Origin of the sequence: Rhodococcus ruber, assembly GCF_027270735.1 — a bacterium.
Classification (GTDB): Bacteria; Actinomycetota; Actinomycetes; order Mycobacteriales; family Mycobacteriaceae; genus Rhodococcoides; species Rhodococcoides rubrum_A.
Genome location: NZ_JAPWIJ010000004.1, coordinates 311,807 through 333,437 on the forward strand (window position 1 = coordinate 311,807; position 21,631 = coordinate 333,437).

Genomic DNA, 21,631 nt, shown 5'->3' on the forward strand with positions numbered 1-21,631 from the left:
ACTGGCGCAACAGGGGCAACTCGGGGCACACTAGTACACATACGCATTGATTCACTGCAGCCAGTCGAAGCATGTCGAGGTCGTTGGGGAAGACGTCCCTCGTCGAAGCTGGAGGTAGTGCAATGCGTGGATCGAATCAGTTCGCAGAAGCGACGTCGGGTGTTGTGTACATCCACTCGTCGCCCGCTGCTCTGTGCCCGCACGTCGAATGGGCGTTGACCGACGCCCTCGATTGCCGTGCGAATTTGAAGTGGTCGGCGCAGCCTGCCTCCGACGGTCAGCTTCGCGCCACCACCGACTGGGTTGGCCCGGTCGGTACCGGAGCCAAGCTCGCCGGCATCCTGCGCTCGTGGCAGATGCTGCGGTTCGAGGTGACCGAGGACGCCAGCGAAGGCGTCGACGGCGAACGGTTCTCGCATGTGCCCGGTTTGGGCCTGTGGCGCGGTTCGACGAGCGCGAACGGTGACGTGGTACTCGGCGAGATGCGACTGCGCGCATTGATGGAAAACAACCAGGGGAATTTCACCGCAGCCGTGGAGCATGCCCTCGGCTCGGACTGGGACGCTGCCCTGGAGCCGTTCCGCACCGGTGGTGCCGGCGCGGAAGTGACGTGGTTGAGCCGCGACGTCGGCTAGCCGACAGGGTTGCTGGGGCCCGAGTGTCGCGGTAGTTTCGCGGGCGTGCCTGGGTAGGCATGTGGGAACGACCGTGGAGTGGTGAGTTCGATGTTGTCGACTGGAAAAGTGATTCGATTCGACGAGTTCAAGGGGTACGGATTCGTAGCGCCGGACGAGGGCGGCGAGGACGTGTTCATTCACGTCAACGATCTGGACTTCGACAAGAGACTGTTGGCACCGGGGGTTCGAGTCGAGTACGTCGCTGTCGAAGGCGACCGAGGCCTCAAGGCCACCCAGGTACAAATCATCGACGGCCCGGCGTCGACCGCACTGGTCACCCGACACAAGCCGGATGTGCCGTTCCACAACGTTGCGATCACCGAACACGAGCAACTCGAAGACGTCATCTGCGACGTTCTGTCCGAGGGGGACTTCACCGCGGAACTGACCGAGGTTCTCCTGACCGCCAACGGCACCTTGTCAGCGACGCAGATTCTCGACATTCGATCGGCAATTCTGCGTCTGGCTCACGACCACAAGTGGATCGAGAGCTGACCGACGCGTAGCCCGCTCCATCCCGTCCGGTTCCGGTGCCCGCTGGGTTCCGGATGAATGTGGCTTTGTTGCACTCAGAGCGCCTCGAAGTCGCATTGATCCCAACCGGGGCAGGGTATTGGATAGGGGCCGCAGGCAAAGCCCAACGATCAGCGCCGACCGATCAGAGCGGAATGTTCTTGTGGTTGCCCCGTGCCGCGGGAGCAGCCGCGAGTGCTTTGGTGACCGTGCTGCGAGTCTTGCTCGGCTCGATGACCTCGTCGACGACACCGATGGCCACGGCGCGCTCGACACCACCGGCGATGCTCTCGTGCTCGACGGTGAGGCGATCGTGCAGCGCCTCGCGCTCTTCTTCCGGCGCGGCGGCGAGGGCCTTCTTGTGCAGGATGCCGACGGCTGCCTTGGCACCCATCACAGCGACCTCGGAGCCGGGCCAGGCGTACACAGCAGTGGCACCGAGTGCGCGCGCATTCATGGCGATGTACGCACCGCCGTAGATCTTGCGCGTGACCAGGGTGACGCGAGGAACGGTCGCTTCGGCGAAGGCGTGCAACAGCTTTGCGCCGCGGCGGACGACGCCTTCCCATTCCATGCTGACACCGGGGAGGTATCCGGGAACGTCGACGACCACGATGAGGGGGATGCCGAATGCGTCGCACAGGCGCACGAAACGGGCTGCCTTCTCGGCACTTTCGGAGTTGAGGCAGCCGCCGAGACGAATGGGGTTGTTGGCGATGACGCCGACGGTGCGGCCGCTGATGCGTCCGAGACCGATGACGATGCTGCGGGCCCAGCCGCCCTGGAACTCCTCGAAGGTCGATTCGCCTTCGACGTTGTCGAGTAGCTCGTGGACGATCGGGTGCACATCGTAAGCGCGACGATTGGATTCGGGCATCAGAGCTCGGAGATCGGTGTCGCCGTGCTCGGCGGCGGCGATGTCGAATTCGCCCTGCTCGCAGAACATGGACACCAGACGGCGGGCGCGAGTGAACGCGTCCATCTCGCTGTCGGCGACGATGTGGCAGACACCGGACTTCTTGTGGTGGGTGTCGGGGCCACCGAGCGAGGCCATGTCGACCTGTTCGCCGGTGACGCTGCGGACGACGTCGGGACCGGTGACGAACACGCGTCCCTCGGGAGCCATGATGACGACGTCGGTCAACGCAGGACCGTAGGCGGCACCGCCGGCCGCGAAGCCGAGGACGACGGAAATCTGGGGGACGAGGCCGGACGCTCGAACCATGGCCTCGAAGACGAGTCCGACGGCATGGAGAGCTTCGACGCCCTCGGCGAGGCGAGCGCCACCGGAGTGCCACACGCCGACGAGCGGAGCGCGCTGTTCGATGGCGGTATCGATGGCGGCGACGATGTGCTTGCAGCCGTCGACGCCCATGGCACCGCCCATGACGGTGGCATCGGAGCAATACGCGATGGTGTGGACTCCGTCGATCTCACCGGAGGCCGCGAGAATGCCGGACTTGTCCCGATCGTGCAGGGGGACAGTGGTTCCGGTGTCGAACAGGTTCTCGAGGCGGGCGAGTGGATCGCGGGGATCGGTAGAAGTACCGGATCGAGTGACGGGAGCCAGAATTGTCATCGCTTGTCCTTCTTCAGGGCCCCCGTGGGGGCGAGGCCCGAACCGGGGCCGTTCACGAGGAACGGTCCCCGGTTCGGATCATGCACTGCGAGAGCGAGATTCGCTGAGTCGAAGTGATCGACTCAGTGCATCACGCCTTTCCGAAGGCGAGCGCTACGTTGTGCCCACCGAATCCGAACGAGTTGTTGATCGCGTAATCGATCTGTCCGACGCGGGGCTCGCCCTTGACGACGTCGAGATCGATCTCGGGATCCTGATTCTCCAAATTCAGTGTGGGAGGGATGATTCCCTCGCGCACTGCCAGCACCGTCAGAACCGACTCGAGGGCACCGACGGCGCCGATCGAGTGGCCGAGAGCGGATTTCGGTGCGTACACCGCTGCGTGATTTCCGACGGCCTTGTTGATCGCCAGCGCTTCTGCGGTGTCTCCGATGGGAGTTGCCGTTGCGTGGGCGTTAACGTGGGTGATGTCGGACTTCTGCAGGCCTGCGGTCTCGATGGCGCGCTGCATCGCACGCGCGGCACCCTTGCCCTCCGGGTCGGGAGCCACGAGGTGGAACCCGTCGGAGGTGATTCCGGCACCGAGCAGGCGGGCGTGGATCGTTGCGCCGCGAGCCTTGGCATGCTCCTCGGTCTCGATGACCATGAGCGCACCCGCTTCACCGAAGACGAAGCCGTCACGATCCTTGTCGAACGGACGTGACGCACCCTTCGGATTGTCGTTGTTGGTGCTCATCGCCCGCATCATGGAGAAGCTGGCGATCGGAACCGCGTCGATGTAACCCTCGACGCCGCCGGTGACGACCATGTCCGCGTCGCCCATCACGATCATTCGCCATGCGTGAGCAATGGCTTCCGATCCCGAGGAGCAGGCCGAGACAGGAGTGATGACGCCGGCCTGCGCTTTGAGCTCGAGTCCGACGACCGCTGCGGGGCCGTTCGGCATGACCATCTGAACGGCGAGCGGAGACACCTTGCGGTAGCCGCCGGCCTTCATCTTGTCGTTGGCGTCGATCAGCGAATCGCCGCCACCGAGGCCGGTACCGATCGACACACCGAGGCGAAGGGGATCGACGTCGGGGGTCCCGGCGTTCTTCCATACCTCACGACCGAGCACGGTGGCCAGCTGCTCCACATAGCTCAGGCGACGAATCTCGACCCGTGAGAGCAGGCTCTGCGGGTTCACCGCGAGGTGTCCGCCGATCCGTACGGGCAGGTCGTACTCGGCGACGAAATCGTCTTCCAGAGTTGCAATTCCGCTGTCGCCGTTCAGCAGACCCTTCCACGTGGCATCGACGTCACCCGCAAGTGACGTGGTCGCAGCGAGGCTGGTGACGACGACACTGGGGAAGCGTCCGTTGGCGGTGGATGGGTTGGTCATGGGCCGTGTCACTCGCTCGCGGAGTCGTCGAGCTTAGCCTTGATAGCTTCTGCGGCTTCGGGGTTCTCCGCTTCGAGCTTCTGGATGTAGTTGACGGCGTCACCGACGGTGCGCAGGCCGGCGAGGTCCTCGTCGGGGATCTTCACGCCGTACTTGTCCTCGGTCTGCACTGCGATCTCGACCATGGAGAGCGAGTCGATGTCGAGGTCGTCCACGAAGGACTTCTCGATGGTCACCTCGGACGGTTCGATGCCCGTGACCTCTTCGATGATCTCTGCAAGTCCGGCGATGAGGTCTTCCTGGCTGGCCACTGTTGTGGGTCCCTTCTCTTCTGTGTCGAACGCCGAAGTCATGTGCTTCGAGACGCGGTTGTGCATTTCTGCCACTCGGGGAGTGGAAGTAGATCCGCAGTGCTGAGACTGCGGTGTGGGTTTGCCGAGCTATCCGAGCTCGGCCAGTGCGGAAATGTCCGCCGGTGTCTTCAGGCCGAGGTTGGCGACGCCGCGCAGTTCACGCTTGGCGATGCCGACCAGTGCGCCTGCCGGGGGCAGTTCCACAAGTGCGGTGACCTGCGCCGTGCGCAGGTAGGCGTTGCACAGATCCCAGCGCACGGGGCGAGTGACCTGAGCGGCAAGTTTGTTCAGTGCGTCGGCACCCGAGCTGACCGGCTGACCGTCCGAGTTGGACAGCAGGGTCCGCGACGGCTCCGACGGAGTAATGGCAGCAGCAGCTGCGGCAACGGTGTCGCCCGCCGACGCCATGTACTTGGTGTGGAACGCGCCTGCGACCGGGAGTGCGCGAACCCGAGCCTTCTCGGGCGCGCTCTCGGCCAGTTCGGCGAGTTTGGTCAGCAGCCCGGCAGCGACGATCTGCCCGGCGGCGTTGACGTTGGCCGGCGCGAGGTCGAGTTCTTCGAGTCGGGCGAGTACGGCCGCCTCGTCGCCGCCCAGGACGGCAGACATGCCGGTCGGCTCGAGCGCACAGGCTTTGGCCATTGCAGCGCCACGAACGGCGGCGAGTGAGACTGCGTCGTCGGAGGAGATGACGCCGGCGATGGCAGCGGCAGCAAGCTCGCCCACGGAATGTCCGGCGATGACGGCATCCTCGGGGAACAGGCCACGTGCTGCGATTTCCTCGAAAGCGAGCAAGGCCGACGCCACGACCAGCGGCTGTGTCACCGCGGTATCGGTGATCTCCTCGGCGGTAGCCGTGGTTCCGAGGCGGACGAGGTCCAGGCCGGACGCCTTCGACCACAATTCGAGCCGGTCTGCCGCACCCGGCAATTCGAGCCAAGGCAACAGCATGCCGGGAGTCTGGGAGCCCTGACCGGGCGCAAGCAACGCAATCACAGGGTTAAGAGAACACTGTCGGGGCCCGTCTGAGTGATGTCGCGCTCGATGAACTCTCGACAAGCAATTTGTGGGAACCCTACAAATTGCCTCGTGGGGATCCGCTATCGCCGGAGGGTGGCTGCACGTTACGTAACTACTTCTCCGAATGTGACCTGTGTGACAAATGGGGCAGGATGGGGCGGTTCGTGATGGGTTCGAGCCAACCTTCCTACTGTTGCTGCAACCCGGAGCACGTACGCATCGCGCGGGTTGGTGGGATCGCGCCCGGTCACCTCGGCAATGCGCTTGAGGCGATAACGGACGGTATTTGGATGAACAAACAGCTGCCGTGCGCAGGTTTCCACGGCACCGCCGCAGTCCAGATAGGCATCGAGCGTGTCGGCCAATCCGGAACCCGCCGCAGCCAACGGAACGACCACATGATCGTTCAACGCAGATATCGCCGCACCGTCGTTCAGCAGCGCACGCTCGGGTAGCAGCTCACCGGCATGCACCGGACGCGGTGCGCCCCGCCAACCCGCCACGGCCTGCATCCCTGCGAAGGCCTCGACGGCGCTCGAGTGCGCCGCTCCCAGAGTGCGGGTGGTGGGACCGATGACGACGGGCCCGTCGGAGAAGTTCTGCAGCATCTCGTCGATGAATGCGTGGTGGGCGGACGAATCGGTGATCTGGCCACTGACCACCATGACCAACCGCGTCCCCTGGACGACGGCCAGTGCTGCGCGTCCGTGCTTCTGCGCCACCGCGTGCACGGTTCCGACGACGGATACGCCCCGATCGTCCGGTGGAGTGCCGACCAGAACAGTCGCGGGCGCGGTGGCGTCCCAGTTCAACGTGGCGGCGCGGGAAAGCATGTCCGAGCCGGTGTCTCCGCGCACGACGGCGTCGACCACGAGGGCTTCGAGGCGGGTGTCCCAGGCTCCACGGGACTCGGCGGCACTGGCGTAGACCGATGCGGCCGCGAAGCCGAGCTCGCGTCCGTATCGCAACACGGCTTCGGTCAGTGCGACCAACTGCTGGTCGTTGCGTGCGAGAGCCGGGAGCCACTGCTCGAAGAACTCCATCGCCACGCGGACCATGTCGACCGTCTGGCGCAAGGTGAGGCGTCGGGCGAGGTCCTGGGGGATCACCTGAAAGGCATCGAGAGAGAAACGAATATCGCTGTGGGGATTCTTCAGCCATTCGAGAAAGTTGTCGACTGCTGTCTGAATGAGCAGCTGGACACTCGCACGTTGAGCTGCGTCCAGATCGCCGAAGAACGGCAGCTGGCCCTGCATCGTCGTCACGGCCTCGGTCGAGAGACGGCCGGAGAACTGCTTGACCCGTCGCAACAGAGCGTCGGGCAGAGGGTCGCGCTTCTGGCGGGAGGGCGCAAGTGAGGCGACCGGGAGGTGCACCTCGTTGTCCGACGTCAGGGAATCGCGGGTCAACGATTCACGCAACGCTTCGCGATAGGCGTCGCGTCGGGACACATCGCGTGCGGACGCGCTGCCCGGTGGGTCGGGTTTCGCATCGGACATAAGGAGAACCTACGCCCGACCCCCGCCCCTATCGCGACGGACATGCTTCGCGACGTGGGACGGGGGTCGGCCGAACAGGCGTGGAACCTACGCCGAACCGGTATCGGCGAACGACGTCGGAGCTGCAGTGACGTCGTCGATCTTGTACTTCTCCGCGGCTTCGACGGCCTTGGACTTGTCGATCTCACCGGATGCGGCAAGGGCGGACAGCGTGGCGACGACGATCGACTCGGCGTCGACGTTGAACACCCGACGCGCGGCCGGACGGGTATCGGAGAATCCGAAGCCGTCGGTGCCGAGGGTGACGTAATCGCCCGGAACCCACTGGCGAATCTGGTCCGGCACTGCACGCATCCAATCCGAGGACGCGACGACCGGGCCGTTGGCATCGGCCAGCGCGGAGGTGACGAACGGAACGCGCTTGTCCGCACCGGGATTGCGCAGCGACTCCCGCTCGGCGTCGACGCCGTCGCGGCGCAGCTCACCCCAGGACGTCACCGACCAGACGGCCGAGCGCACGCCCCACTCCTCGAACAGCAACTCTCGGGCCTTGCGGGCCGAGACCATGCCGACGCCCGACGCCAGCAGCTGAGCTTCCGGTCCGTCGCCTTCCTGGGGAGCGGCGAACCGGTAGATGCCCTTGAGCAGACCCTCGATGTCGAGGTTCTCCGGCTCGGCCGGCTGCACGTACGGCTCGTTGTACAGGGTGATGTAGTAGAAAATGTTCTCGCCGCCGAAGCCCTCGACACCTTCGGTGCCGCCGTACATCCGTCGCAGACCGTCCTTGACGATGTGTGCGATTTCGTACGAAAACGCCGGGTCGTAGGCCACGGCCGCCGGGTTGGTCGACGCCAGAAGCAGCGAATGCCCGTCGGCGTGCTGCAGACCCTCACCGGTCAGGGTGGTGCGGCCTGCGGTGGCACCGAGCACGAATCCGCGGGCCATCTGGTCTGCCGCTGCCCAGAGACCGTCGCCGGTGCGCTGGAAGCCGAACATCGAATAGAAGATGTACAGCGGGATCATGACCTCGCCGTGCGTGGCGTACGAGGTACCGACCGCGGTGAACGACGATGTGGAACCGGCTTCGTTGATGCCCTCGTGCAGGATCTGGCCGACCGAGCTCTCCTTGTAGGCGAGCATCAGCTCCGAGTCCACCGAGGTGTACAGCTGGCCGTTGCGGTTGTAGATCTTCAGCGACGGGAACCACGAGTCCATACCGAACGTGCGGGCCTCGTCCGGGATGATCGGCACGATTCGGTGGCCGATCTCCTTGTCTCGCAACAGCTCTTTCATGACGCGCACGAGCGCCATGGTGGTGGCGACTTCCTGCTTGCCGGAGCCCTTGCGGAGTGTCTTGTACGTGTCGTCGCTCGGCTGGGGAAGCGGCTTGACGCTCACCCGACGCTCGGGGACGAAGCCGCCGAGCTTGTTCCGGCGATCGAGCATGTACTGGATCTCGGGAGCGTCCGCACCGGGGTGGTAGTACGGCGGCATGTACGGATCCTTCTCGAGCTCCTCGTCGGAGATCGGGATGTGCTGGAGATCGCGGAACGTCTTGAGATCGTCGAGCGTGAGCTTCTTCATCTGGTGCGTGGCGTTACGGCCCTCGAAGTGCTTGCCGAGGGTGTAGCCCTTGATGGTGTGCGCCAGGATGACCGTCGGCTGGCCTTTGTGCGACATCGCGGCCGCGTAGGCAGCGTGCACCTTGCGGTAGTCGTGACCGCCGCGCTTGAGGTTCCAGATCTCGTCGTCGGACAGATCCTTGACGAGCTCTTTCGTGCGCGGATCGCGGCCGAAGAAGTGATCGCGGACGTAACTGCCGTCGTTGGCCTTGTAGGTCTGGAAGTCACCGTCGGGGGTGGTGTTCATCAGGTTGACGAGCGCGCCGTCGCGGTCTGCGTGCAGCAACGCGTCCCACTCACGGCCCCAGACGACCTTGATGACGTTCCAGCCGGCACCGCGGAAGAACGACTCCAGTTCCTGGATGATCTTGCCGTTACCGCGCACCGGGCCGTCGAGACGCTGCAGGTTGCAGTTGACGACGAAGGTGAGGTTGTCCAGACCCTCGGTGGCAGCGACGTGCGCAAGTCCACGTGATTCCGGCTCGTCCATCTCGCCGTCGCCGAGGTAGGCCCACACGTGCTGATCGGTGGTGTCCTTGATGCCGCGGTCGTTCAGGTAATGGTTGAAGCGAGCCTGGTAGATGGCGTTCATCGGGCCGAGGCCCATCGACACCGTCGGGAACTCCCAGAAATCCTGCATCAGACGCGGGTGCGGGTACGACGGCAGTCCGCCGCCCTCGGTCTCGTGGCTTGCCTCCTGGCGGAAGCCGTCCATGCGCTCGGCCGGGATGCGGCCCTCGAGGAAGGCGCGGGCGTAGATGCCGGGGGAGGCGTGACCCTGAATGAAGATGTGGTCGCCGCCGCCCGGGTGATCCTTGCCGCGGAAGAAGTGGTTGAAGCCGACCTCGTAGAGCGCTGCGGAGGACGCGTACGTGGAGATGTGTCCGCCGACGCCGACGCCGGGACGCTGCGCGCGGTGCACCATGATGGCCGCGTTCCAGCGGATCCAGGCACGGTAGCGGCGTTCCATCGACTCGTCGCCGGGAAACCACGGCTCGTTCTCGGTGGGGATCGTGTTGACGTAATCCGTCGACGTCAAGGACGGCAGCGCAACCCGGCGCTCGCCGGCGCGCTCGAGCAACCTGAGCATCAGGTAGCGAGCGCGGTTTGGGCCGGACCTCTCCAGCAAGCCGTCGAACGATTCGATCCACTCGTTGGTCTCGTCGTTGTCGATATCGGGCAGGTACGACGCGACACCCTCACGGATGACGCGGACCCGGCCGTCCGAGCCCTTCTTGCCTGCAGACGATGTGTTCTGCCGTTCGCCGCTGTTCACTTCGGACAACGTGTGCACTCCTCAATGTGGCGGACGCTCGGTGTGGCGCCCGGTCCCGGTAGACCCGCCCCTGTGACGGCGGTCTACTTTCCTCGTTCTCGTGATTCCTCCCCAATCCTGCTACATCTTGTTGGTTCTGGTAGTACAGAGGTCCAATACCCACCAGTAGAAATTTATGTACTCAATTTCGGCGCGGTCAGCTTGCGCGAACGGCTTCAACACTGTTCGCTTTGACTACTGCACCCACAATTCAAGGAGGTCACCACCGTGGTCGCCGCGGCGGACGCTCAGAACTACGCTCAGAAACTTGGCATAACTCGCGACATGGTCGTACAGGAGCTGGGCTGGGACGAGGACACCGACGATGATCTGCGCGCCGACGTAGAAGATGCGATCGGTGGGGAGACCCTCGACGAGGATTCCGACGAGGTGATCGACGTTGTGCTGCTGTGGTGGCGCGACGGAGACGGTGACCTGGTCGATGCGCTCATGGATGCAATCGGTCCGCTCTCGGACGATGGCATCGTGTGGGTCCTCAGCCCCAAGACCGGCATGTCCGGTCACGTCGAACCCAGCGAGATTGCCGAATCCGCCCCGACCGCAGGATTGACGCAGACCTCTGCGGCAAACCTCGGCGACTGGATCGGAAGTCGATTGGTACAGCCCAAGACTCCCGCTACCAAGCGGTAGGGGAGATGCTCGACACAGGAAGACGGTTCTAGATGCCGATCGAGGTTGGCGCGATTGCGCCCGACTTCACCCTCAAGGACCAGAACAATCAGCTGGTCACGTTGTCGTCGTACAGGGACGTGAAAAACGTTCTGCTCGTGTTCTATCCACTGGCGTTCACCGGCACGTGCCAGGGCGAGCTGTGCAAAGTGCGCGACGAGCTACCGACGTTCGAGAACGACGAGACTGCGATCCTGGCGATCTCGGTCGGTCCGCCTCCGACCCACAAGATCTGGGCCGCAGAACAGGGTTACACCTTCCCGCTGTTGTCGGACTTCTGGCCACACGGTGAAGTGGCTCAGGCGTACGGCGTCTTCAACGACAGCGCCGGATTCGCCAATCGCGGAACGTTCGTGGTCGACAAGTCCGGAATCATCAGATTCGCCGAAATGAACGGACCCGGGGAAGCCCGAGACAGTTCATCGTGGTCCGAGGCGCTCGCACAGGTGAGCTGACCTGCGGAATTGTAGTTAGAGATCAGACACGATAAATTTCTCCAAGCGTTCCGGTGGCCCGGGGTTGTCCCCAGGCCACCGGTACTCGGGCGCATAGCTCAGCGGTAGAGCTCTGGTTTTACACACCAGCGGTCGGGGGTTCGAACCCCTCTGCGCCCACCATCGATGTTCGGGTTCGATCTGGCCGTCACCTCGCCATGACAAGGCGGCCCGGAACGCGGCCCCGCCGGGCGTTTCGCCCTCGGGCTGTTTGGATAGGGCAGTCATGTTCCGTTCCATCAACTCCGAGTGGTAGCGATCTGTGACTAACTGCCGACCTCGATGGTGTCCTGCGGATCGGTTCGGATCGACGATTGCGTTGCCGCAGAGCGGCAACAGGGCGCGGTGCGCTGCCCAGCAGGGTGCTCGGCGAAGAAGTCCGGTCGAGGTGTCGGCACTGTCCCTCGGCCACACCACCTCTCGCACCTGTCGACGACGTGGGCGACGGAACCTGTAGGCCCGGCAGGCTCGCTCGTTCGCCATTTTCGGCGGGTTTATCGCCCGATGCTGCATCGCCCGGTGGCCCTGTGGCGCTGACCGATAACCGGAATCGGTCTGAGGGTTTTGCGTATATCGGTTGGATCGGGCCGGGCATAGCGTCGTGGAGAACCGGTCCGTCCGTGACTCGGTGCACCTAGGAGACATAAATGACCGACGCGACCATTGCCAACCTCGTAGCGCGACTGGAGGTGCTCGAGGCAGAGGCCGACATCAGACGCATCCAAGCGCGATACATGTTCCTGTGCGATACGCCGTGCCCGGAATTCGGGGTGAACGACGACGCTCGTCGAATCGAACTGGTACTGGATCTGTACACCGCGGATGCAGTCTGGGAGGGTGTCGGCGAATACTACGACGGCCAGTTCGGTCGTGCGGAGGGTAAGGATGCCATTCGCGCACACTTCGGGCGCTTCTGGGGCGAGAAGAAGGATCCCGCGCTGTTGCTCAACGCGCACTACCTCACTTCCGAACAGATACACGTCCGTGGTGCTGAGGCCGAGGGGCAGTGGATTCATATGCAGCCCTGGCTTTTTGCCGACGGCAAGAGCTTGTTGCGCTCGAGTCGTCTGAACAACGCATTCCGAAAGGTCGACGGGCGGTGGCTCATTTCCCGTACTCGTACCGAAAACGTCTTCGTGGCACCACTTCCGAACCACTTCGCCGAGGCGTACCCCAGTGCATCTGTGTTGCTGAAGCCCTGACCTAACGATGAGGGAATGTCAATAGGGATATGGAATTGCGGGCGTACGGGAACCTTTATTTCGGTCAACTTGCGCTGATTTTCTCTCGTGGATGGTCGAAAGTGATCTCCACAGCGCCGCGAGAGATTCTCTGGATACCGGCGGTCGTCCAATCGAACAGAATCGAGCAACGATGTCCGAGAAAACTTCTGCAACCGAAATCGAATCGCCACCTGCGCGTTCGAGTCTGACTCGAATCGCGTTCGCCAGCGGTGTCGGGACCTCGCTGGAATTTTATGATTTCGCCATTTACGGTACCGCCACCGCACTCGTGTTCACGGATACATTCTTTCGGACGGGTAACGCGTGGTTCGGAACGTTCATGGGACTGGCAACGTTCGGTATCGGATTTCTGATGGCACCCTTGGGGGCGGTATTCTTCGGCTGGGTCGGCGATACATACGGTCGACGGCGTGCATTGCAGCTGACGTTCCTCGGAATGGGAGCGGCCACCTTGATCATCGGATTGTTGCCGACCTATGCGCAGGTCGGCGTCGCTGCTCCGGTCTGTTTGGTGTTGCTTCGGCTGGTGCATGGGCTCAGTCGCGGCGGCGAGACAGGTGGTGCCGCCGTGCTGGCCATCGAGCACGCGCCGGACGAGCAACGGGCCCGGTACGGCGTGTTCACAGCACTCGGATCGCCGATCGGAACCATCCTCGCGAACGTGTCCTTCGCCTTGGTTCTGCTCTTACCTGCTCAGACGGTTCAGGACTGGGCTTGGCGACTTCCTTTCCTCTTCGGCGGCTTGGTGCTGGTGATGGGGTTGTGGGTTCGCAAAGGCGTCCACGAAAGCCCGGTCTTCAAGCAGATGGTGGCCGAACGCGGCGAGGAGGCCGTGCGCGCTCAGATGCCGTTCAAGGCTGTGGTGAAGAGCAATTGGCGTCGGCTTCTGCTCGCCGCTGGGGTGAACGTCGGGCTCAACTCGACCACGTTCGTGCTTGCCATCTTCATGCTCTCGTACGCCACAGCCAAGGCTCCCGAAGGGCTCGGTCTTCCGCGCACCGACATCGTGTTCGGCAGCATCGCGGCATTGGTGCTGCATGGCATCGCTGTTGTGATCGCCGCTCTTGTGTCCGATCGAATCGGTCGCCGCCCGGTGATGATGGGCGGCGCGGTGGCCACCATCGGCGCTGCACTGACCATCTTTCACATGGCGCAGTGGGGCACCGTCACTTCGGTGGTGCTCGGATTGATGATCGGGTTCACCACCACAGGTTTCCTCTTCGGACCCATGTACACCTACTTCACCGAACTGTTCCCCAAGGAGCAACGCCAGACGGGAATGGGCATCGCATTCCACGTGGGCGCCGTGCTCGGTGGCGGTATCGCGCCGCTGATCGCGAATCGAATAGTCGCCTTCACCGGCGATGCGTCGAACATCGGCTACTACCTGGCCGGTGCGTGCACCATCTCGCTGATATGCCTGTGGATTCTCCCGGAGACCGCTCCGGTTCGACTGGCACGCAACCGACCCGACCCCTCGGTCGTTGTTCGTACATCGTAAGTTCCCGTCCGGCCGTCACCGGCCACAGACACCGAGGATTCTGATGACCTACGCCGATTCGGTCTACTTCAACGGTCGCGTCTTCACCGTGGACGCAGGCTTTCGCGTTGTTTCCGCCGTCGCTGTCCTGGCCGATGTCATCGGACACGCCGCCGTTGTCGTTGGACGTGGCGTACCCGACGGTGAGTTCGATCGCGGATGTGGTTGCAACGGTGCGCGAGGCGGTGGACGCGTCGACCGAGGGTGATTGTGTCATCGGAACAGGCTGGGACGCAGGGTATCTCGACCAATGCCGTGGAGACGAGGGACGGTCTCCAACCCGCTGGGACCTCGACGCAGTGTCTCCGAACAACCCGGTCTTGTTGCAGGACTTCTCCCTACACACGTCCTGGGTGAACTCGGTCGCGCTGCGGCTCGTCGGTGTCGGCGAGAACACCGTCGTCCCCGAGGGTGGCCGCGCGGTGAAGAACGCCGAGGGAGAACTCACCGGCATCTTCAGGGAAGGTGCCCAGGCCCTGGTACAGGCAGGGCTTCCACTTCTCGACGACGAACGGCGCGAGAAGGCCGACCGATCTGCCATCGCGTCACTGCAGCGCGAGGGCATCACGAGTTTCACCGATCCGGCCCTCGGGCCCGGAGGAGAGGCGCTTGCAGGCGGTGCCATGGGCAGTGGGGGGGGGGGGGGGGGGGCAGTGGGGGACTAGCCACCTACGCGAAACTGGCAGCGACCGACGATCTCGGCATTCGCGTCTCGGTGCTGCTTCTGCCGTGCGGAATAAGTTGCACAGCAGACGAATTCGCCACCAACCTCGCATCCATCGAGCCTCCGATCGGGCCCGACCCGCGTAAGTTCCGCGTCCTGGGTGTCAAGGTGTTCGCCGACGGAATTCCCTCGAGCAAGACGTCGTGGATGCACGAGGAATATGTGGGCGGCGGCTGCGGATCTCTCTGCGTCGGTGGTGAAACCGACGAGAGTCGCGTCGAGCAGATGACCGAGATGATTCGACGAGGCCATATCGAGGGCTACCAGGTAGGCGTGCCCGTCACTGGTGATCGGGCGATCGACACGGTGGCGTCGGCGCTGATCGCAGCACAGCGCGATCATCCGAGGTCCGATCCACGGCACTACCTGATCCACGGAGATTTCATTACCCGGCAGACACTGGACAGGTTGGCCGAAGCGGGGATCGGCGTCAACATGAATCCGACCATCAAGTGGACCATCGCCGACCTCGAGCCGGAATTCGTCGGTGTCGAGCGTGCCGCCTACGAATTCCCATACCGAAGTGCCGTGGACTCCGGTGTTCGACTCATGAGTAGTTCGGATGCCCCTGTCACGATGCCGAATTGGCGGCAAGGTTTGTCCACCATGCTCCTTTGTGAAAGCAAGGCGTCGCAGACCGTGAGTGGTCCCGATCAGACCATCTCTTTGGAGCAGGCGCTGCGCAACTACACCATCGATGCGGCATGGCAGGACTTCGCCGAGGACTGGATGGGGTCGATCGAAGTGGCAAGGTTGCCGATCTGACCATCGTGGAGGGCGATCTCGAAAGAGTCGATCCGCACGATATTCCCGCAATGGCAGTGTTACGCACCGTGGTCGGCGGCGCGGTCGTGTACGAGAGGTCCCACCGGTAGCGCGTCATGGACACCGCCCCGCCTTGGTACGGTTGACGCCCAACCGCATCCGAGACGAGGACACCATGCCGAAGGTGGTCGATCGCGACGAACGAAGACACACGATCGTCGCTGCCGCATGGCGTCTGATCGCAGCCCGCGGCATCGACGGGGTCAACATGCGGGATCTCGCAGCGGAAGCCGGTTACACCAACGGAGCACTGAGCCGGTATTTCTCCGGTAAGGACGAAATTCTCCGTGCTGCATTCGAGCTGGTGCTCGAGGAGACGAATGCCCGAATCGAACGATCGGTGGGAACGCATCGCGGGCTCAAAGCGCTGCGCAAGGTGTGCGTCGAGATCATGCCGTTGACCGAGGAGACTCGTCTCGAAGCGCGGATTGCCATTTCGCTGTGGCAGCGAGCGCTGACCGACAGGGACATGGAACAGTCCAATAACGACATCGTCGGCCAGTGGACTTCTCGAATCGCGGCCCATCTGTCCGAGGCGGTCGAGGATGGTGTACTCCAAGACATCGACGTCGAGGTGCACGCGAGCCTGATCATGACGACGATCATCGGCCTTCAGGTCACCGCGGTGCTCGGGCACTCGGGGACGTCTCGAAAAGCGCAGCTATCGCTCATCGACGCAATTCTCGATGGATGCCGAGTGATTCCACCGGCGTAACTCGCTCGGCGTCTCGGGACCGAGCGATGCTCCAGTCGCGAGACGCCGATGACCCAGGTCAGCCCCCGCTGGAGGGCTCGACCTTCTTCAGGTCGGCAATCAGCGTGCGTGCAGTGGTGATCCCGGTTTCGATTGCTCCGTCGACGACCACTCCGTTCCACCCCCGCGCGATGTCCGCACCCGCGAATCTGAGTCGAGTCTCATTGCCGTGAAACGACTTCCATCCCTGGGTGAACTGTCCGGACCGCAGTGTCGCCCACGTTTGACCCGACCATTCGTCTGCGGCCCAATCGTGCCCGCCGCAGTCGAGGACCTGCATCCCGGTGTTCCAGACATCGAGCGCCTTCTGCGCGGAGGTCATGTCGTCGAGATCGATTGCGGTGTGGTCCGATCCGAAGCCGACGAGGATCGTGGCGTCCTCGTCCTCCAGGAAGTACTCGCTGCGGAGCAGCGAGATCGGGTGCTCACCGGGTGCTCCGGCGATGACGGAGTGGTGACCGGCAACCTTGATCCAGATCTTGAACCCGGTGGAGTTCGATCCGTCGCGGATGAGGGTCTGCTGTTCTGCTCCGAGCGGCGGGGAAAAGGTGATGTTCTTCAGCGCGCCGATGGGGACCGTGACGACGACGGCGTCGGCGGTGACGACGGTGCCGTCGGACAGTGTCACCGAGGATGTCGTCGGGCCGTGCTCGACGCGGGTCACAGCGGTGTTCAGCGCGATAGTGCTCCGTATGTCGGCCGCCAGTGCCTCGTAAAGCCCGCGCATACCGTCGACGAGCTTGAATCGGAGAGTTTGCTCGTCCATGAGTGAGCTTCGATGATCGCTCAACGACGCCCAGTGCTTCGCCATCAGGGGCGACGCCGTTGCGGTCGAACCTTGATATCCGGCGGACCAGTACGAGTCGGCGAGATCGATCTGTTCCTGGGTGAATTCGCCGTTTCGGAGACAGTCGAGCACGCTGCCCCGATCGGCCGCGAGGAAGCGTTCGCGTAGTTCGTCCGGCGTATTCGGATCTTCGAGCACCTTCAACGGCTCGTGCGGGAAGGGAAAGAAGTCTCGGGACCCTTCGAATATCTTCTCCTGAATGGCACTGAGAGCGACGTCGAGATCGTGCTCGGTCCCGGAATGAACGGTGCCCTCGCTGACCCAATAGGCGTGGTCGATGTCGGGACTGGGATAGATCTTCTGGTCGTAGCGAGTGATCTCGGTCCATACGAACGGCTGCATCCAGTGCACCCACGTGGCACCCATCTCCAACTGATGGCCGCCCAGTAGGGAATTGGTCCACGCGCGACCGCCGATCCGGTCACGGGCTTCGAAGACGGTGACGTCGTGTCCCGCATTCTCGAGCTCTCGGGTTGCGGTCAAGCCGGCGAATCCGGCTCCGACCACGATGACCTTTCTACGGTCGGAGTCGACCGAGCGAGGAGTGTGGGTAACGGAGGTAGGTGAACTCATGTCGTGTGAACTCTCTGTGTGTTTCCGTGATCGTGATTCGAAAGTCGTTGTGATGAAGCGGTGTCGGCGTTCTCGTCGTGCTACTCGCGCAGAATGTCGCGGACGGTGGGTAGAACCTGCTCGCACAGCAGTCGAATTCCGGTGGCCGTGGTCAGACCGAAGGGGGTGTCGAACTCGACTCTGTGTGCTCCGGCTCGAATGATGTCCGCCGCCTGATGGGCAACCTGCGTCGGTGTCCCCGCGAACGCGAACTTGTCCAGCACGTCATCGGGGATGAGCATGCCTGCGCCTCGATGGTTGCCATCGCGACACATAACCCGGATGCGGGCCAACAGTTCCGGATCCAGCTGAACCGTCGGATCATGTGCGGCAACAACATCGAAGTACGGCGCGGCGGCAGTCCTGGCCGCAACGCGTGCGGCGTTCGAGTCCTCGTCGACCACAGCGATCGCGTTGAGGCAAATGCCCGGTGTCTTGCCTGTACGTCCCGCGCTCGACATCTTTGCCAACCGCGACACCATCGCGGGGTTGGCACTGCCGCCGGCTTGCAGTTCGTCCGCGATCCGCCCGGCAATGGCGGCCAACCGAGGACTCCACGAGCCGATGAGCAACGGAACGTTCGGGCGGTGTACGGGGTACATCACCGTGGTGCCGGCTGTGAGCGAATACACCGTGCCCTCGTACCCGGACGCATCCCCGGCCAACAGCGCTGTCACGATCGACGCTGTATCCACGATTGCGGCAAGGGCTCGGCTCGAATCGATCTTCAGTTGTTCCATCCATGCGCCTCGGACCAATCCGTAGAACGCTCGGCCCCCGGACGCGGCGTCGAGGTGCGCCACTTGCCCCGCGATTTCGACCGGATGCTGGGTCCAGGGCGTGTATGCGGCGATTCCGAGCCGCACACGGGATGTCGACGAGGCCATGGTGTGCAGCACCAGAGCCGGGGGCTGGTACATCAGATCGCCGAAAACCGTGACGGCATCGAAGCCCGCGTCTTCCAGGCGTGCAGCGAGTGGAGCGTAGTCCTGTGGCACGAAGTTCCCCGCCAGACCGACGCCCACTTCGTACTGCCCGATGGCGGTCATGAGCCGTATCCGAGAGAACGCAGTACGGGCAGCACTCGGTTACCGAGTAGATCGATTCCGCCGGACTCGGTGACACCGAACGGCGAATCGAATTCCACGCGGGTGGCTCCCGCGTCGTACGCGGCCGCAGCCTGTTCGGCGACCTCGGTAGGTGTACCGCAGAAGGAGAAATGTGTCAGCAGGTCGTCGGGAATCAGCAGTCCCGCATCCTCGTAACGGTGTTCTCGAAGCAAGGTTCCCATGCGCGCGAGCAGATCCGGATCGAGGGAGACGGTTCGATCCAGAGTTGCGATTGCGTGCATCGGTAGGGCGGCGTCGGTGCGGGCGCGTCTGCGTGCGGCGTCGCCGTCCTCGTCGACGACGGTCACCGCAGTCAGAACAATTCTGGTGGACCCAGGATCCTTCCCGACCGCTGTCTCGCCCACCTCGGCCCATCCGCGGATCAGCGGGACCATAGCAGCGTTGGCGCAGCCCCCGACCTGGATCTCGTCGGCGCGGCGACCGGCCAACTCCGCAAGTTTGGGGCTCCACGTCCCGATCATGAGCGGCAGTACTCGTCGCAGTACGGGGTAGTAGGGACGAGTACCGGCCGCTACCGAATATTTCGTACCGTCGTATCCGCGACCGTCACCGGCCAGCACGGCCTCGACCACTCCGAGTGTGTCTTCTATGGCAGTCAATGCTCGAGTGGTGTCGATTCCCAACTGATCCAACCAGGCACCACGGACTATGCCGAGAAATGCCCTGCCACCGGACAGTTGATCCAGATACGCCATCTGGCCCGCGATCTCGACCGGATGCAAGGTCCAAGGCGTGAAGCAGCCGATGCCCAGACGCAGTCGAGAGGTGGCCGTAGCCATTGCGGCCAGCACCATGGCTGGGGGTTGCATCATGAGATCGCCGAAGGCGGTAGCGACGTGAAATCCATAGTCCTCCAACGCACGAGCCAGTTCGTGGTAGTCGCCGGGCGGGAGCGTACCGCCGAACCCAACGCCGAATTCCGTGTAGTGCGCCATCAGGACAGATCCTCGGTGCGCATGGTGACTTCGCCGATACGGTCGATGCGCATCAGCAGCCCCTCCTCGGGATCGGGACAGCACGCCATGGTGTCCTGTTCCAACCAGTCGGATGCAGGCAGTCGGCGCATCTTGGCCGGAAGCATCGGCAAAACTGCTTGGATTGCCCAGTAGCAGAACGCTTGTCCGTCGGGGAGCGAGAGGCGGTCACTGTTGCGCACCTCGAAGAAGTCGCCTTCTTTCATTCCGCACACCGATCGGCCCTTGATTTCGCACACGGTCACTCTGAGGTCGAACAGGGTCATCTCTTCGTCGGTCACAGTTTTCACCTTTCACAGGATGTGAGCTCTGGGAACGTCGGTCGGCGCGAGATCGTTTTCGGCAACGGCAAGTTCGGGGAGTGTGTGCCGTTTGCCGATGCCGTGATAGACGCCCCAACCGATACACAGCACAACCAGAACCAGTGCAGCGAAGACTCCGTAGCGGGATTCGTCGGCGGGAAGAGGGAAGATCGACCCGGCGATTCCTGCGCCGACGGTCAGAACTGCGGCCGCAACCGCGATCCATCCGGCTGTGTGCCATTCACGCTCGAGCAACAGCTTGATTGCAGCGATGATCAGCACGAAATAGGCACTCATGACAAGTAATCCGCCGAACGTGGCACCCACCGCGAAGCCTACGTACGGGTTCATGTCCGTGCGTGAACTGATCAATGCCACCAGGGCGATCCCGAGGATGGAGACCGTCGCAAACACCCCGATGCCAGTCGTCGGTGTCTGCCACCTGCTCAGGCGGGATGCAGACCGGGGGAGAAGGCTTCCGCGGGAGAGTGCAAATATCCCGCGAGAGGATGCGACCATGAATCCGATTGCCACCGCGACCATATCGAGGACCAGCCCGAGCTGCGCCAGCGGAGCGATCCAGTCGCCCACATACGTCGTTCCGAGGGTCGACAGGCCGAGCGGATCCGAGGCCCAGTCCTGCGCGACGTTGTCCGCACCGAAACCGATGGTTCCTGCGTATTGCATGAGTAGGCAGAATCCGGCGACGATCAGGATGGTCGCAATGATGGCGCGAGGTATGGACTTTCGCGCGTCCTTGGCTTCCTCACCCAGCGAGGCCGACGACTCGACACCGACGAACAGCAATGCGCAGAAGATGAACGTGGGGAGGAATTGGCCCGCGGTGGGAGCTGTCGGGTCCAGCACGACAGCGGTATTGCCGTCGGCACCCCCCTTTGCGATCACAGTGACAGCGATGATCAGGTAGGGCACAACGGACAGTACGAAGATGGTCAGCTGCGCACGTACCGACAGATCGACACCACGAATGTTGACCAGCGTGACGAACAGCAGTACGCCGAGGGAGATGAGCCAGAACGGTACGTCGACATCGGCGTACGCCACCATGAGGTCATGGCCGAGTACACCCGCACCGATCAGCATGGTCGGTCCGCCGAGGATGATGTAGGCGAGGTAGTAGAAGCCCGCCGTGGAGATGCCGGCAGTAGGCCCGAGTGTGCGGCCTACATATTCGTACATAACGCCCGCGCTGGTGTAACGACGCGCGAACATGACGAGCACGGCACCGAGTCCCAGAATTCCCAGGAGCACGACGATCAGGTAGAGCGGCCCTGCGCTGCCGCCTTTTGCGGCGATGATGCCGCCGAGGAGAGCGGCGGAGGTGATGGGTCCGACAGCCAGTGACTGAGCGACCAGGTCTATCGTGCCGAGCTTTCCGCGCGCGAGGGTTCCGGCCGGAGACGTGTCGATCGATCCGCGCTCGGCGGCCGGGAGAATTTTCTCAGCAGTCATTCGATGTCCTCGTTTGGGGCTACAATTGTTGACTAATAATTGATGTGCGTCGTTGCCTGCTCG

At 63.2% G+C, this 21,631-nt stretch carries 21 protein-coding genes and 1 tRNA gene; 11 read left to right on the plus strand and 11 right to left on the minus strand.

Annotation, left to right across the window (positions count from 1 at the left end; translation table 11 throughout):
- Window positions 1-122: 122 nt before the first annotated feature.
- Together O4220_RS11440 and O4220_RS11445 are read left to right on the plus strand one after the other, a co-directional pair.
- On the plus strand, window positions 123-635 hold the full coding sequence (locus O4220_RS11440) for a DUF3145 domain-containing protein (RefSeq protein WP_269604203.1): 513 nt from the start codon (window positions 123-125) through the stop codon (window positions 633-635).
- Window positions 636-725: 90 nt separating this feature from the next.
- Entirely contained in the window at window positions 726-1,172 is a 447-nt protein-coding gene (locus O4220_RS11445; protein WP_269604205.1) for a cold-shock protein, read from the plus strand.
- A gap of 163 nt (window positions 1,173-1,335) precedes the next feature.
- On the opposite strand, the gene O4220_RS11450 is transcribed toward O4220_RS11445, so the two are convergent.
- The 6 genes from O4220_RS11450 to aceE form a co-directional block, all read right to left on the minus strand.
- Window positions 1,336-2,769, minus strand: a complete 1,434-nt coding sequence (locus tag O4220_RS11450) for an acyl-CoA carboxylase subunit beta (RefSeq protein WP_057476035.1) — start codon at window positions 2,767-2,769, stop codon at window positions 1,336-1,338.
- A 130-nt stretch (window positions 2,770-2,899) separates the two neighbouring features.
- The gene (locus tag O4220_RS11455; RefSeq protein ID WP_032403883.1) at window positions 2,900-4,150 is read right to left on the minus strand and encodes a KasA/KasB family beta-ketoacyl-ACP synthase; all 1,251 of its coding nucleotides are present in this window, start codon (window positions 4,148-4,150) and stop codon (window positions 2,900-2,902) included.
- Window positions 4,151-4,158: 8 nt separating this feature from the next.
- Window positions 4,159-4,503 (minus strand): meromycolate extension acyl carrier protein AcpM, encoded by a 345-nt coding sequence (gene acpM, locus O4220_RS11460; RefSeq protein ID WP_052058428.1) that lies wholly within the window; start codon window positions 4,501-4,503, stop codon window positions 4,159-4,161.
- Window positions 4,504-4,590: 87 nt separating this feature from the next.
- On the minus strand, window positions 4,591-5,499 hold the full coding sequence (locus tag O4220_RS11465) for an ACP S-malonyltransferase (protein WP_269604209.1): 909 nt from the start codon (window positions 5,497-5,499) through the stop codon (window positions 4,591-4,593).
- A gap of 128 nt (window positions 5,500-5,627) precedes the next feature.
- Entirely contained in the window at window positions 5,628-7,022 is a 1,395-nt protein-coding gene (locus O4220_RS11470; protein ID WP_269604212.1) for a PucR family transcriptional regulator, read from the minus strand.
- 87 nt (window positions 7,023-7,109) lie between these two features.
- Window positions 7,110-9,929 (minus strand): pyruvate dehydrogenase (acetyl-transferring), homodimeric type, encoded by a 2,820-nt coding sequence (aceE, locus tag O4220_RS11475; protein ID WP_269604215.1) that lies wholly within the window; start codon window positions 9,927-9,929, stop codon window positions 7,110-7,112.
- Window positions 9,930-10,187: 258 nt separating this feature from the next.
- Here aceE and O4220_RS11480 point away from each other — a divergent pair, with 258 nt between their 5' ends.
- From O4220_RS11480 to O4220_RS11520, 9 genes are all read left to right on the plus strand, one after another.
- Window positions 10,188-10,610, plus strand: coding sequence for a DUF3052 domain-containing protein (locus O4220_RS11480; RefSeq protein ID WP_032379129.1), 423 nt, complete (start codon window positions 10,188-10,190; stop codon window positions 10,608-10,610).
- A 32-nt stretch (window positions 10,611-10,642) separates the two neighbouring features.
- The gene (locus O4220_RS11485) at window positions 10,643-11,104 is read left to right on the plus strand and encodes a peroxiredoxin (RefSeq protein WP_269604217.1); all 462 of its coding nucleotides are present in this window, start codon (window positions 10,643-10,645) and stop codon (window positions 11,102-11,104) included.
- An 87-nt stretch (window positions 11,105-11,191) separates the two neighbouring features.
- Window positions 11,192-11,266: transfer RNA gene (locus O4220_RS11490), tRNA-Val, on the plus strand.
- A gap of 524 nt (window positions 11,267-11,790) precedes the next feature.
- Window positions 11,791-12,345: a nuclear transport factor 2 family protein gene (locus O4220_RS11495; RefSeq protein ID WP_269604219.1), complete on the plus strand. Its 555-nt coding sequence runs from the start codon at window positions 11,791-11,793 to the stop codon at window positions 12,343-12,345.
- Between the two features lie 172 nt (window positions 12,346-12,517).
- The gene (locus O4220_RS11500) at window positions 12,518-13,888 is read left to right on the plus strand and encodes an MFS transporter (RefSeq protein ID WP_269604221.1); all 1,371 of its coding nucleotides are present in this window, start codon (window positions 12,518-12,520) and stop codon (window positions 13,886-13,888) included.
- A 43-nt stretch (window positions 13,889-13,931) separates the two neighbouring features.
- Window positions 13,932-14,135: a hypothetical protein gene (locus O4220_RS11505; RefSeq protein ID WP_269604224.1), complete on the plus strand. Its 204-nt coding sequence runs from the start codon at window positions 13,932-13,934 to the stop codon at window positions 14,133-14,135.
- Window positions 14,101-14,592 carry an amidohydrolase family protein gene (locus O4220_RS11510; RefSeq protein WP_269604226.1) on the plus strand — a complete coding sequence of 164 codons (492 nt, stop codon included), beginning with the start codon at window positions 14,101-14,103 and terminating at the stop codon, window positions 14,590-14,592. Before O4220_RS11505 ends, O4220_RS11510 begins: the two co-directional genes overlap by 35 nt.
- Before the next feature lie 14 nt (window positions 14,593-14,606).
- Window positions 14,607-15,416 carry an amidohydrolase family protein gene (locus O4220_RS11515; protein WP_269604595.1) on the plus strand — a complete coding sequence of 270 codons (810 nt, stop codon included), beginning with the start codon at window positions 14,607-14,609 and terminating at the stop codon, window positions 15,414-15,416.
- Between the two features lie 175 nt (window positions 15,417-15,591).
- Window positions 15,592-16,191: a TetR/AcrR family transcriptional regulator gene (locus O4220_RS11520; protein WP_269604229.1), complete on the plus strand. Its 600-nt coding sequence runs from the start codon at window positions 15,592-15,594 to the stop codon at window positions 16,189-16,191.
- A 58-nt stretch (window positions 16,192-16,249) separates the two neighbouring features.
- On the opposite strand, the gene O4220_RS11525 is transcribed toward O4220_RS11520, so the two are convergent.
- The 5 genes from O4220_RS11525 to O4220_RS11545 form a co-directional block, all read right to left on the minus strand.
- On the minus strand, window positions 16,250-17,650 hold the full coding sequence (locus O4220_RS11525; RefSeq protein ID WP_269604231.1) for a flavin monoamine oxidase family protein: 1,401 nt from the start codon (window positions 17,648-17,650) through the stop codon (window positions 16,250-16,252).
- Window positions 17,651-17,730: 80 nt separating this feature from the next.
- Complete coding sequence (locus tag O4220_RS11530; protein ID WP_269604234.1) at window positions 17,731-18,738, minus strand: LLM class flavin-dependent oxidoreductase; 1,008 nt, start codon at window positions 18,736-18,738, stop codon at window positions 17,731-17,733.
- Window positions 18,735-19,754: an LLM class flavin-dependent oxidoreductase gene (locus O4220_RS11535; protein WP_269604236.1), complete on the minus strand. Its 1,020-nt coding sequence runs from the start codon at window positions 19,752-19,754 to the stop codon at window positions 18,735-18,737. Before O4220_RS11535 ends, O4220_RS11530 begins: the two co-directional genes overlap by 4 nt.
- The gene (locus tag O4220_RS11540; protein WP_269604238.1) at window positions 19,754-20,074 is read right to left on the minus strand and encodes a TIGR04076 family protein; all 321 of its coding nucleotides are present in this window, start codon (window positions 20,072-20,074) and stop codon (window positions 19,754-19,756) included. The genes O4220_RS11535 and O4220_RS11540 overlap by 1 nt, the downstream gene beginning before the upstream one ends.
- 12 nt (window positions 20,075-20,086) lie before the next feature.
- A complete protein-coding gene (locus O4220_RS11545) occupies window positions 20,087-21,568 on the minus strand; it encodes an APC family permease (protein WP_269604240.1) in 1,482 nt (493 codons plus the stop codon).
- Window positions 21,569-21,631: the final 63 nt, after the last annotated feature.